10 protein-coding genes are annotated in these 13,209 nt (G+C 58.9%); 1 reads left to right on the top strand and 9 read right to left on the bottom strand.

The window, feature by feature from the left end; all coding sequences use genetic code 11:
* Positions 1 to 11: 11 nt before the first annotated feature.
* The 9 genes from DKW72_RS07475 to DKW72_RS07435 all read right to left on the bottom strand — a co-directional run bounded on the left by DKW72_RS07475 (position 12) and on the right by DKW72_RS07435 (position 11,536).
* Complete coding sequence (locus DKW72_RS07475; RefSeq protein WP_111641733.1) at positions 12 to 986, bottom strand: quinone oxidoreductase family protein; 975 nt, start codon at positions 984 to 986, stop codon at positions 12 to 14.
* A 27-nt stretch (positions 987 to 1,013) separates the two neighbouring features.
* Positions 1,014 to 1,910 carry a TPR end-of-group domain-containing protein gene (locus DKW72_RS07470; protein WP_111641732.1) on the bottom strand — a complete coding sequence of 299 codons (897 nt, stop codon included), beginning with the start codon at positions 1,908 to 1,910 and terminating at the stop codon, positions 1,014 to 1,016.
* Entirely contained in the window at positions 1,898 to 3,334 is a 1,437-nt protein-coding gene (locus DKW72_RS07465) for an aspartate kinase (RefSeq protein WP_111641731.1), read from the bottom strand. The genes DKW72_RS07470 and DKW72_RS07465 overlap by 13 nt, the downstream gene beginning before the upstream one ends.
* Before the next feature lie 90 nt (positions 3,335 to 3,424).
* Complete coding sequence (locus DKW72_RS07460; RefSeq protein WP_111641730.1) at positions 3,425 to 3,823, bottom strand: ectoine synthase; 399 nt, start codon at positions 3,821 to 3,823, stop codon at positions 3,425 to 3,427.
* Positions 3,824 to 3,901: 78 nt separating this feature from the next.
* Positions 3,902 to 5,176, bottom strand: coding sequence for a diaminobutyrate--2-oxoglutarate transaminase (gene ectB / locus DKW72_RS07455; protein WP_111641729.1), 1,275 nt, complete (start codon positions 5,174 to 5,176; stop codon positions 3,902 to 3,904).
* A gap of 68 nt (positions 5,177 to 5,244) precedes the next feature.
* Positions 5,245 to 5,790 (bottom strand): diaminobutyrate acetyltransferase, encoded by a 546-nt coding sequence (gene ectA, locus DKW72_RS07450; RefSeq protein ID WP_111641728.1) that lies wholly within the window; start codon positions 5,788 to 5,790, stop codon positions 5,245 to 5,247.
* A gap of 138 nt (positions 5,791 to 5,928) precedes the next feature.
* Complete coding sequence (locus tag DKW72_RS07445) at positions 5,929 to 6,216, bottom strand: hypothetical protein (protein ID WP_111641727.1); 288 nt, start codon at positions 6,214 to 6,216, stop codon at positions 5,929 to 5,931.
* Between the two features lie 9 nt (positions 6,217 to 6,225).
* Complete coding sequence (locus tag DKW72_RS07440) at positions 6,226 to 11,031, bottom strand: CotH kinase family protein (RefSeq protein WP_111641726.1); 4,806 nt, start codon at positions 11,029 to 11,031, stop codon at positions 6,226 to 6,228.
* Between the two features lie 127 nt (positions 11,032 to 11,158).
* Positions 11,159 to 11,536 carry a TonB-dependent receptor gene (locus DKW72_RS07435; RefSeq protein ID WP_111641725.1) on the bottom strand — a complete coding sequence of 126 codons (378 nt, stop codon included), beginning with the start codon at positions 11,534 to 11,536 and terminating at the stop codon, positions 11,159 to 11,161.
* Positions 11,537 to 11,713: 177 nt separating this feature from the next.
* Here DKW72_RS07435 and DKW72_RS07430 point away from each other — a divergent pair, with 177 nt between their 5' ends.
* Complete coding sequence (locus tag DKW72_RS07430; RefSeq protein ID WP_111641724.1) at positions 11,714 to 12,934, top strand: MFS transporter; 1,221 nt, start codon at positions 11,714 to 11,716, stop codon at positions 12,932 to 12,934.
* Positions 12,935 to 13,209 lie beyond the last annotated feature (275 nt).

Raw genomic sequence — 13,209 nt, 5'->3', positions numbered from 1 at the left:
AGTCTTGCGCGTCAGGGAATCAGTACGCTCGCGCCGGTGGTTTCGCGCCGCGCCAGAGCCCGCTGCGCGCTGGCGGCCTCACTCAGGGCGTAGCGATGATTGATCGCGACCTCGATCCACCCTTTGTCCAGCGCCGAAAAGAGCTTGTCGGCGAGCGCCTGGCGCTCCGCTGGCGTACTCGCGTAGTGCGCCAGGGTCGGACGGGTCAGGTAGAGAGAGCCCTTTTGAGCCAGCCGCAGCGGGCTGAAATCGGTCACCGCACCCGAGGCATTGCCGTAGCTCACCATGAGTCCGCGCGGCGCGAGACAATCGAGTGAAGCGTCGAAAGTATCCTTGCCCACGGAATCGTACACCACTGGTACACCGCGGCCACCGGTCAACTCACGCACGCGACTGGCCACATCTTCCCGATCATACAGAATGACCTCGTCGCAGCCATTGGCTCGCGCCAACTCGGCCTTGGCGGGCGAACCGGCGGTGCCGATAACCCGTACACCCAGGGCTTTGGCCCACTGACAGGCAATCAGGCCTACCCCACCAGCGGCAGCGTGCCAGAGAATGGTCTCTCCGGCTTTCACCGGATAAGTCTCATGCAATAAATAAGCACTGGTCAGGCCTTTCAGCATCAGGGCTGCCGCCTGCTCAAAACTGACACTCTCGGGCAGGCGAATCAGTTGCTCGGCCTTGACCACGTGGCCGTCGGCGTAGGCGCCGGGCGGACCACCTGCATAGGCGACACGATCCCCCTGCCGCCAACCCTCGACGCCCTCGCCCACGGCATCAATTTCTCCGGCGGCCTCAAGGCCAATGCCCGTGGGCAACGGCAGCGGATAAAGACCGCTGCGGTGGTAGATGTCGATAAAATTGACACCCACTGCCCGGTGGGCAACCCGCACTTCCCCGGGCCCAGGCTCGGGCACCGGGACATTTTCCAGTGTCAGAAAACTTTCATCGCCATGCTTATGAACCCGATAGGCGCGCATCATTGGCCAGTCTCCAAAAACATCAAGGGATCAGGTACTGGCATCATGACCGCGCTCACCCACCAGTTCCTGGAATGCCGGCAGCTCGGCCAGGGGCTGAAGCGCAGGCTCCTGTAAAATCTCGTCGAGGTAACTCTCCGAGAAGCGCAAGGCCTCGGCCAAATACTGGATGGCCTCGTCATAGTGCTCGAGCACCGTATGCGCGCACGCCAATTGATAAAAGGCATGGGCATTACCCTTGTCGATACTCAGGGCCTGGTGGCACAGGTTGATCGCCCACTGGGGCTCACCCAGCTCCAGTACGGCATCGGCCTTGTAGGTCAGCGCCTCGGTATCGTTGGGCTTGGTGGCCAAAATCTGATCGTAAATCGCGATTTTGTTGGCCGCCGAGTTCTCCAGTCCCGCTCGCAACCAAAGGGCATGCATTTCCTGGGTTCGCTCGATTTCTTCCCGGTTGGCATCAATGTGGCGGGTCTTCTGGGTCAGCTGCTTCTCGATGCTGCGCAAGCGCGCCTCGTAAACGTCGACCAACTTGCCCACTTCTTCATCGGCCAGATTGCCCATTTTTTCTTTGATGTCACGAATCGACGTCCAGCCCACCACCACCAGAATGGAACTGACACCGGCAATAAGATAGAAGAAATAGGTGATGGTGTTGGTCGCGTAGGTCACACCCCGATCGATGGAGTCGATTTCGCGGTCAACCACCTGTTGAATCAGTTCAACGCGGACATTGGCCATATCCACGCGCAGCTGTTTGAGCTCATCCAGCACATAGCGTTCGATAAACGGGCTGTAGAGCGGTTCGCCAAGCTCATCGACCGCCTGTGCAACACGACGATTTTCCTCAAACTCATCAGGCTCGGACTCAGCCGCCCACCCATGGGCGGCCACAAACAGCGCAACAAGCGCGATCAGGCAACGCATATGGCGCTTCCGTGGTCATGCACCTCAATCAGGCAACGGTGCAGACTTTTGACCGCCTCATCATAGTCGTCTTCATCGATCACAAACTGCATATCCACCTGACGAATTGACTGGTGCATCGCCAGCACACTGATGTTGACCTCAGACAGCGCCGACACAGTTTTGGCCAGCATGCCCGGCACCTTCATGTCACTGCCAATGGCGGAAACCACCGCCACTTTACGGGTGTCGACTTCCGCATCCGGGTATTTTTCCTGCAACAGCGTGCGGATCCGGTTGATGGTTTTCAGGTTGCCGGCAACGTAATGGGTAATGGTGTTGGCATTCATATCCTTGCTCACCACATGCGCCTTGAAGCGCGCAATCGCCGCCAGAATCGTGGAATCGTACTTGTCGATACTGCCCATCATATCCTGATCAAAGAACTCGATGGCGTAGAGCTTCTTGCGCCCGGCAATAATCTCTACACGGGGCGTATCACTGACGTAGTCACCGGTGATCAGGGTACCCTGATGATCCGGATCGAACGTGTTTTTGATACGCAGGGCAATTTCCGCCTGACGCAGGCCTTTAGCGGCACGGGGATGAATCGCTTCCATGCCCAGGTTCGCCAACTGATCGGCGACATCGTAGTTGGTACGCCCAATAGGCACAACCTTATCGTCACCTACCAGACGCGGGTCGGCACTGCTCAAATGGTACTCTTTGTGGATCACCGCTTCGCTGGCACCCGACACGACAGCCATACGACTGAACGTCATCTCGCTATAGCCGCGATCGAAAGTGCCCATCAACCCTTCTTTGCAGTGGGTATAACCGGTAACGATCGGCAACTGCTTGGTGACATCAATCTTTTCAAGTTGCTTCTTGATCATATCGTCAAGCGGCAGAGCCTCCTCGGCCTTCCAACCTGAGAGGTCGACAAAACAGGCATTGACGCCATCGCGCTGCAACAGATGCGTCATGCTCCAGGCGCTGTGGGCCTCGCCAATGCTTGCGAGCATCTCGCGCACCGTAAACAGGTGTGAGTCCAGCTCAAAATGGCCGTGCTGACACAAGCGCTGCAAATAGGTCAGGCTGCGTTCGGCGTCGTCAAGGCGCTCGCCGATAAACTTGTCAGCCTTTTTGCGCAGATCGCCTTCGCCGAAGAAGCCGGCATTGAGTTCATCGATACGTGCACGCAGCCGCTCAAAAGCCTCCATCCACGGATCGTCGTCATCGCTACTGGAAAACATACCGTAAACGCCCGGCTGGCCATTCTTCTTGTTTTCCAACAACAAGTCGGTAATGCCACCATAGGCAGACACCACAAACATACGGTTATACAATTCTTTGGACGAACCATTGCGCTTGATGACGTTGTCGCGCACGGCTTCGTATTGGCTCATCGACGTGCCGCCGATTTTTTCTACTGTATGAGACATGCAAATTCTCCCTGGACGTTGATTATCGAGACGGGGTAACCACAGTGGGTGCCGACTTGGGTATAGCTCGGCACCACGCTGACGGATCACTTAATTCCCGACTTCCTCGCCGTCCAGCTCGTAGGCGCCATCGGCATTGTGCTTTTCGTTGCCGTGCAATGGCGGATTGAAAACGCAGGCCATCTGCATTTCTTCTTCGGCGCGCAAAATGTGTTTATCGTGCTTATCCAGAATGTAAATCGTGCCCGGCTCGATCGGGTGAACTTTGCCGTCGTCCAGGGTTTCGACAGAGCCTTTACCGCTGATGCAGTAAACGGACTCCAGGTGATTCTGGTAATGCAGATGCAGCTCGGCGTCTTTGTAAATGGTGGTGATGTGAAAGGAAAAGCCCATCTGGTCGTTCTTCAACAGTAAACGCACGCTGTTAAAGCCTTCGGACTCGACCTTGCGGTCTGACTGTTGCGCTTCTTTCAGGGTTCTGACGATCATGGCTATCTCACTCGTTAAGTATAAAATGAGCACCGGCCCGTGTCAGGGCCGGTGCGTTCGGTCGAGTAAAACGTCCAATCAGGACGCCTGACTCAAGCTCAGTTCTTTAAAGACCGCCGAAAAACTGTCGGCCAGAATATCCAGGCCCTTGTTCAGCTCTTCATCACTGATGGTCAGCGGGCAGAAAACCTTGACCACCTGATCGTAATTACCCGCAGTCTCAATGATCATACCGCGCTCAAACGCCGCCTGACTGACCTTGCCCGCGATCTCGCCCGAGCGACACTCCAGTCCCTGCATCATGCCTCGACCTTTGAGGCGCAGTTCGGTTTCACCCAGTTGGTCGCGGATCGCCTTCAGACGCTTGGTCACCAGCGCCGATTTGGCCTGGATTTCCTTTTCAAAACGGTCGTCGGCCCAATAGTGCTCAATGGCCGCGGCAGCTGTCACAAAGGCGTGGTTATTGCCCCGGAAGGTGCCATTGTGTTCGCCCGGCAACCACTCGTCCAATTCCGGCGCCAACAGCACAACCGCAAACGGCAAGCCATAGCCACTCAGGGATTTGGACAGGGTGACAATATCCGGCTTGATGCCGGCAGGCTCGAAGCTGAAGAAGGTGCCGGTACGACCACAACCGGCCTGAATATCGTCAACAATCAGCAGAATCTCATGCTTGCGGCAGAGCTTTTCAAGGCCTTTAAGCCAGTCCATTTCAGCCACGTTCAGGCCGCCCTCACCCTGCACCGTCTCAACGATGAAGGCCGCCGGGGTGGCAACGCCACTGGAGGGGTCCTTGAGCAATTTATCGATCATTTTCAGTGTGTCGACGTCACGCCCGTGGTAACCGCAGAAAGGCATGCGGGTGACATCGCTCAGGGGCACGCCCGCACCGCCGCGGTGGTGCTGATTGCCCGTGGCCGCCACTGCACCCAGAGTCACACCGTGAAAGCCGTTGGTAAAGGAGATCACATCATTGCGACCAGTCACTTTACGTGCCAATTTCAAGGCCGCCTCGACGGCATTGGTGCCCGTGGGCCCGGTAAACTGCATCCGATAGTCGAGATCACGCGGGGCCATGATGCGCTCGCGGAATACGCTCAGAAAATGCGCTTTGGCCTTGGAGTGCATGTCCAGACCGTGGGTGATACCGTCATTTTCGATGTAGTTGATCAGCGCTTTCTTCAAAACCGGGTTGTTGTGCCCGTAGTTAAGTGAGCCAGCGCCGGCCAGGAAATCCAGATAGGCGTTGCCTTCGCCGTCATAGATATGGCTGCCGCGCGCCTGGTCGAACACAACCGGAAAGGAACGGGCGTAGGACTGTACTGCTGATTCAACTTCAGAAAAGATTGTCATGCGTGTAATGCCTCTTAGCATAGTAGGTTCGAGGTTTAAGGGGAAAACGGTGTACCGCTGCGCGGGTCTCAGCGCAGCGTGCTGACCTCAAAGGGACCGAGCTTAAGCAGATGCTCGTCGTCGTGCTGGCCACCAAAATGGGGCTCGCGTTCAAACCAGACGGCGCTGTTCAGTTCGGTCTCCAGGTCGCGCGCCAGACTGCGAAACAACGCCCAGGACGCTTCGTTATCCGGGGTGATGGTGGTTTCGATATGCCGCACGTTTTTGCAGACGGCGCGCTTGAGCAAATGCTTGAGCATCCGCTTCGCCAGACCCTTGCCACGGGCGGCTTCAGCGATTACCACCTGCCAGACAAAAAGGGTGTCGGGGCGGTCGGGAATCAGGTAGCCGGAGGTAAAACCGACCAATTCGCCGTCCAGCTCTACAGCAACACCGGTTTGGGAAAAATGAGAACACTGCAGAAGGTTGCAGTAAATGGAGTTGGGGTCCAGAGGGGGGCTGGCTTCTACCAGTTTGTGCAGGGCGTAGCCATCGGTTGACCTGGGGGTTCTCAGGGTGAGGTCAGCCACCCGCTCAATATGTGTTTCTTCAGATGATTCCGTATCCGTAGCCATCGTTGTCAGTTCCTGTAGCAGTTAATGAAAGCCGGCGCGCATCCCCGCACACCGACAAACTTATCCATATAATACAGCAACTTAGGAGACAAGTCCACTGACGGGTCGCGAACGCCCCAAAATGGAGCATCGGCCAGACTACTGAAACAGCTCGGCGCTACCCTCCCGCAACTGTACCTGTGTGCCGTCTTCACCGGTGTCCAAATCCAGCGTGTAGACCAGCTCAATCAGGGCCGCATCAGCACTGGTCACCACCAGGCGGTCGTTGATGGTTACAGTATAGACCTCCCCGGCAACCATGTCGGTCACGCTCGGCTGTTCTTCGGGCGGTTCCGGCGAGCCGGTGCCCGGCGGCGCCCCGCTCGACCCCGAATCACAAGCGCTCAAACACACAAGGAAGGCAGCAATTGCGAATAATTTCATCATCTTGAGCCCCTAGAAATAAAGATCGTTGGCAACCCGCGCGCGCACGCGCAGCTGTATTTCGCCGTCTACTTCGTCGAGCACTAACAGTGTTCCCGATGGCAGGTGGCTAGCCGCCAGGCGCTCGGACACAGGCTCCCAGGTATCGCTGACACTATTGTGGCGCTCGTAACGCAGTTGGAGGCTGGCATCGTCATTGAGTCGCCAATAGGCCCTTAACGGCCCCGCCTCGCCTTCCGGCAACGCCACCCAGGTGCGCAGCTCACCGTCATCATCAAGCTCGACCTCACTGTCGGACAGTGCCAGATTGGCGCGCAGCAGTTCGCTGCCCTGAGCCGACACCACCCGCTGGCGGGTCCGGCCATCGGCGTACGCTTCAATCTGATAGTGGCGGCCAGCCTCCCCCACAGCGCGGGTGATCACCACCGGCAAGCCGTCTACGTCGGCGATGATACGCGTGCGCGAATCCGCCAGCGGGCTGCTGAAGTGGTTATACCAGGGGCTATCACCATGATATTCGAGCGCATGGAAATGGGGATTATCGGACTCCAGCAACAATACCAGCAGTCCCAGTCCCTCAAGGTCCAACAACAGGTTGCCGTCAGCATCCAGCTCACACTCCGCCAACTCACAGATGATCGCCGGCTGACCACTCTCGCCATCGACACTCACCGGCGCGGCATCGGCGGGTTGTGCATTCCAGCTCAGGGCCACCTCGCCTTGCGCATTGTCGCGTCCGGCCACGGCCAGGTGATAGGTCTCGCCGGCTTCGGCCACAAACCACAGCTGATCGGGGGCGTCCTGCGCTGCCACCACCGGTGTCAGGGCCTCCAGCTGCTCGCCCCGATAAACCCCAAGCACCGTGTCGATACGGCTGAGGTCACTGACAAAACGCATGCGCTCGGTATCCGGGGCGGTCCAGGTCCACCAGAGACTGTGTTCGGCCCCTTCCACATTCAGATGCGCGCCGTGGACCGGTTCGCCGGATTCACGTCCCGCATCGTGGTTGTCGCCCAGAACACTGCCTGTGGCCCCACTCACCCGCTGGCGTCCGGCAAACTCGCCGGGGCCCGCGGGTGGCTGATCACCGGACGCGGGCGGTAAGTCGCCGGTATCCGTGGCCGCGCTCAGGCGCCCGTGCAGGCTGATATTGTTGAAGGTGACCCGGTCACCGTTGTCGGCCGCCATATCCTCACCGGCAAAACGCAGCCTGACGATAAAGTGCGGGTTGTCACTGGCCCCGGCGATGCCACTGAAGTCCACCTCGTAGGCCTGAAAACTGTCTTCCACCAACGGCAGGCGCCGGTGACTCAAGCCCGCCGAGGTCCACTGGGGCGTACCTGCATTCACGGCATAGTCCACCCTCAGCTCGCTCGCCGCTCCCTCATCCATGGCGGCAAAGCGGAACACCGGCTGACGGATGCCCACGGTGGGCATCTGGAACATCAGGGCATTTTCGCCCGCCTCGCCCCGGAACGGCTGGCGCACCTGAATGGCCCGCATATTGACCTGCTCAAAGTCGATGCCTTGATTGCCTTCAGGCCAGTAATTGAGCGCGGTAGGCTCATTGCGCCGCTCCAGAGACGCCTGCCGATCAGTGTCCGGGTAGCCCGGCAGTGCCGAGGCATAGTGGATCCTTGCACCCGGTACTGCGCCGAACGTGGGACGAATGTCTTCCAGTTCGGTGTTATTGGGCAGGTCGCTGTCGAACAGCCAGAAATACACAAGCTCGGTCTGTTGCTCCAGGGCCAGGGAAATGTTGTTAAAGGTCACGCGGTTGCCGTCATTGGCATTCATGTCCGGGCCGGCAAAGCGGATCCGCACCCGGAAGTCGGGATTGTCATCCACCCCGGGCACACCCTTAAAGTTGACTCGATAGAGCTGAAAGTCGTCCGCCAAGGGCAGAATGGTGTTGGACAGCCCCGCCGTGGTCCAGCGGGGCTCGCCGCTGCTCACCGAGTAATCCACCAGCAGGCTGTCGGCGGCGCCCTCATCCATGGCGGCAAAACGCAGCACCGCGCCGCTGTAACCGGTGGTGGGCAACTCGAAGGCCAGCGCATTCTCCCCCGCATCCCCCATAAACGGCTGCTTGACCTGGAGCCCGCGCAGGTTGGCATCGGCGTATGGCGTGTCGAGCATGTAATTGATGGTGGTGGGCGCGTTGCGCCGCTCCATGGAGGCATCGCGCCAGCGCTCATCGGCCTCATCAAAGGGGTAACCCTCAAGCGCGGAGTGAAACACGATCCGCGCCGGTTTTTCGGTATGACTCAGACTCGCGTTGATGGTCTCAAGGGGCGTGTTATTGGCCAGGTCACCGTCGAACACCCAGGCGTGCAAAAACGGCGGATTCGCCGGCACAAAGTGGGCCTGAACCTGAGTATCGCCACTGGGGTCGAGGGTAATCCGGGCCTCATCCGCATCGCTGGCACCGCTCCAGTGACTGAAGCGGTAACCCGGTGCCGGCACCGCCTCGAGGCGGATGGGTACGCCCCGGAAATACTCGCCCTCCCAAGGATAAACCGCATCGCTGACACCCGGCGTTGCGTCAGTGACCTCAAGGGTGTTTACCCGAATATGCCCGTGGGCGGCATTGGCGCTGTCCAACGTCAGGGTATAGCGGCCGGCGAGACCGAAATGACTCTCCAAATGTTGACGCTGGTACTCGGGCCGCACCTGAGCAAAATCCACCATTATCTGCACCAGACTGCGCCAGGACTGAATATCCGCCGGCTCGCGCCAGCGCTCGCTGTGCTGGGCGACCTCCGGTTCAATCACCGCCTGCATGGCTCGGATGGTGGGCACCACATGGGCGCTGCTGAACTGACTGTTGAGCAGATCGGCAAAGCGGTTGATGTAATCCTCGCGGTAACCTTCGTTCTCGAGCAGGTTGCGCAACAAAAAGGTAGACCAGTCCGGGTTGGGCCACTCGCTCAAACCTGCCTGAGTGGCGAACGCCAGGGTGTTATTGCTCGCGCCATTGACGCCGTCGTAGAGGCCAAAACCGAAGTCCGCATCAAACCACAACCAGCGCCAGCGGCCATCGTGGCCGTGCGCAGCCCCGGGCAGATAGCTGTCGGTGCGCAGACGCCAGTAATCAACATTGTTGCCCGGCCAGTCGGTGTTGTTGGCGAAAATGTTGGCGATGGTGTAGTCCATGTAATTGTCGGTATCGACCCGGGTCTGGACATGGGCAAAGTGTTGATCTTCAACCACCCCGTGGGCCTCAATATAGTCGAGGGTCTCCTGATAGTGGACGGCATCGCCCTCACCCACTTCGTCGCGATTGGTGAGAAAGTCCACATTGTCCGGGTCGACGCCGTGGGTGCGCGCCAGATAGTGACGATCATAGCGCTCGCGCAGGTTGAGAATGCCCCAGTACTCGCCGTTCAGGTACACCACCGCCGGCCGGTAGGCCTGAGTATCCATCCGCATCCCCTCGCCCAACGCCTGAATCATGGCGTCGCGAAACAGCGTATAGGAGCGGTCGTTGCCCGAGTTGCGCAGCATCAAGCGGTTGTAATCCTCATCGGAGGATCCCGGAAAAATCGGGTAATTGAAGCGCGACTCGCCGTAGGCGTTGCGGGCATACAGGCGCAGGGATTTACTGCGCCCCTCGCGACTCCAGCCACCGTGAACACGAATACCAATGTCGCGCAATAAATCTGCCTGGGTGCTGCCGGGCTCGAACAGTTCGAGATGGGTAGGCAACTCCCACTCGCGCCCGCGCAACTGCCAGTTGGCCTGGGTGCCACCATCGGCCCAAGCATGCGGATTGGCGTCGCGCCACTGATCAAAGCGTGAGCCCGCGACATAGATGCCGTCCTGGTACTCGAACAGCCCGTCCTCCTGTACCGCAAGGGAGATCACAGACACTTGATGGGGGTTTTCGCCGCCATCGGTAATAAAGTAGGAATGGCTCGCCACGGTGCTGGGAATTGCGCCGTCCTTGAACGCCCGCGCCCGAATCACCTGGCCCTTGGCAATGGGGTGTTCGGGCAGGTAGTTCGGATTGTTGTCAAAGGTCGACGGGATCAGCGCCAGCTCGTTGGGCGCATCCGAGCGGTCCGCTATCGGCAAAGGCTCGTTGTAGCTGTAGGAGGTAAAGCTGCGCTCCACCAATTCACCGTCGCTCTGGCTGGGTCCCTGGCGGTAACGGGTTTTGTAGCTGTAGGTGGTGCCGTCCAGGTTGTTCGGGGTTGGCGGCGAGCCATCCAGCGTGTAAACGATGGTCACCTCCGGATCGGCGTGACTCAGGGTCAGGGAAAACTCGCCGTCATAGAAACCGCCGGGTGCAGAAAAGGTCGGCGGGTCCAGAATTTCTTCATAGCTCGCGGTGGTGTTCGATTGTCCAGGTGTCGGCTCGTCAAAATAAGCCCACTCATCGGCACCATCGCTGACCCGGCCCCAGGAAATGTCCGTTGGCAACGGCAAGGGCGGCACTTCGTCTATCAACGTGCCATCCGGTGCTGACAGCAGAATTTCTTCACCACCGGCACTGATACCGAAGTTGGTGTGCAGGGGCGCACCGGCGCTGCGTCGGTTCTTGCCCGAGGCCCAGACCAACAGGGTGTCGCCAGCCTCCAGGGTTACCGCGGGAAAAATCCAGCGCGAGGGATTGTCGTAGTCATCCGAGAGCCAATAACCATCGAGATTGACCGCTTCGGAACCCCCATTGTAGAGCTCAATCCAGTCCTCGTTGTCGCCATCTTCGTCCTCGACGGTGACACCGTTAGAGGCCTGAAGCTCATTGATCACCACCTGAGCAACACTCGAGAAAGACCAGAGCAGCAGGGCCAAGCCCAGCCAGAATCGCATCATCCTGCGCACCTTATTGTTATTTCGTCTTTTTGTCTAAAAAGTGACCATACGCCATCACGCAGGGGATTGCCAGCCTCTCGCCCGCTGCACGCGGCGGGACAGCTTCACAGCTGTCCCGCCTTGGAAATCAGGAAGCCCTGATCGAGCGGATGAACATCACCTTCATCAACAACATGGCAACAATCACAGCGACGGAGCCAATTCCCAAAATCGGGCCCACCACCGACTCCGCCACAAAACCGCCATATAACAGGAACAACCCGACCACAATAATCAGCGTCCCTGCCTGATGGGCCCAGTACTGTACTTGGCCCATCCTCCCGAAACTGCCCTTCAACCAGAGTTTGTAGATCACCCCGTAGATAAACGACACCACAAAGCCGATCAGAAGGATATGAGCATGAGTGACATGTTGAATATTGTTTGCGGTTTTTGCCATGTAGATACCCAGCAGCATGCCAAGCAATGCGTAACCGAGCGCGGTGAGAACATATTTCTTATCCATGGTACACCTCTCTTTTTTTGCCGATTGTTGTCGAGCGTACACTGCTCCTATCAATAATAGCCGACTTTCGACGCCAATCCACCGGGAGATGCGGCGGCTCCTGGTCGACAGGGGGCGTACCGGGCCGCAAGGGATTTTCAGCATCTCGCGGGTCGCCCATCATGCTAGAATGGCGCGATGCACACGACCTTTGCCGCCTTTTCCGCGCCGCCCTTCCGCTTCTATTTTCTCGCCAGCTGCAGCGCGACGCTGGGGGTCTGGATCGTCCGTTTTCTGTTGGGCTGGACCGTCTGGACACTCACCGAATCGGCGTTTTGGGTCGGTATTGCCAGCGCCTTTCTGCTGGCGCCAACACTGGTGTTATCGCCCCTGTTCGGCGTGCTCTCGGACCGCATTGATCCGCGCACCGGGGTCCTGTGCACGGCGGCGGCGAACAGTGTCGTCTGCTCAGCGATGGCCATCGCCTTTATTAGCGGTGCGGTCTCCCTGCCCTGGACCCTGACCATGGCCCTGGCCTACGGCTGCATCACCTCCGCCCATCACCCCATGCGCCTGGCGCTGATTCCCAAAATCCTCAGCGACGACCTGCTGCCCAGTGGCATCGGATTGTCTGCCATCGTCTTCAACGTCGCGCGTATTCTGGGCCCGGCATTGGCGGCCTGGTTGATCTATCTGGCCGGAACCGGGGTTGCCTTTGCGGTGTCGGCCGGACTGTTCCTGACGACCCTGGTGCTGCTATTTAACGTTCCCCCCATTAAAGTGATGCCCCGGGACCGGAGCATCACGGTGCTGACCGACCTCAAGGCCGGGCTGGGGTTTATCCGCCAGGCCCCGCTGATCCGGCTGGTGCTGGTCATGACCCTGATCAACGGCCTGCTCGGGCGTACGGTGATGGAGCTGTTACCTGCAATCTCCGGGCAATTGGCCGATGGCACCGCACAATCCCTGGCGATTCTCACGGCGGCCGCTGGTGTCGGATCTATCGCTGGAGGATTGTTGATATCGCGCCAACACGGGGACCCGGCCGTTATCAGCCGTCTGATTTTTGGTGCCCTGCTGCTGGGCGCGCTGATCTTGTTGCCCGTGGTGGTGTTGACCGGCCTGACCTGGCTGGTACCGGTGATGACCTTGGCCAGCCTGTGCATGACCATTACCGGCACCGGCTGTCAGGCCCTGCTGCAACTAATGGTTGCCGACGCCTATCGCGGCCGGGTAATGAGCATCTGGACCGTGATCAGCATGGGCAGCCCCGCGCTGGGCGCCTTTGCCATGGGCTATCTGGCGGATGCCCTGGGCTTTGGTTGGACCTTTGGGGTGTTTGTGGCGGGTGCGCTGGTGGCGACCCTGGTTTTGATGCCCCAGCAAAGACGGTTTGGTGAGCGCGAAGCAGCGCCCTGACAGGGGCATTCCTAATCATATTCGAGCTGGGTGCCTCAGGTGTCGGATTACGCCCTGCGGGCTAATCCGACCTACTCAAACATTGGCGGTTTATACGGGTTGGGTGCCGCTTTGTCGGACTACGGCTTCGCCTAATCCGACCTACGCGAGCAATGGCGCGATGTTTCCAGTAGGTCGGATTAGCAAAGCGTAATCCGACACCTGAGGCACCGAGCCTGTCAAAACGAATTGGGGGCTGTTTTTGGGCCGCTAACGGAGAAATTTGGTGCCCGGAG

The sequence above is a fragment of the Marinimicrobium alkaliphilum genome (assembly GCF_003259155.1).
GTDB classification, from domain to species: Bacteria; Pseudomonadota; Gammaproteobacteria; order Pseudomonadales; family Cellvibrionaceae; genus Marinimicrobium_A; species Marinimicrobium_A alkaliphilum.
Note: the sequence above shows the minus strand (reverse complement) of the source record. Positions and strands in the feature narration are given on the sequence as shown.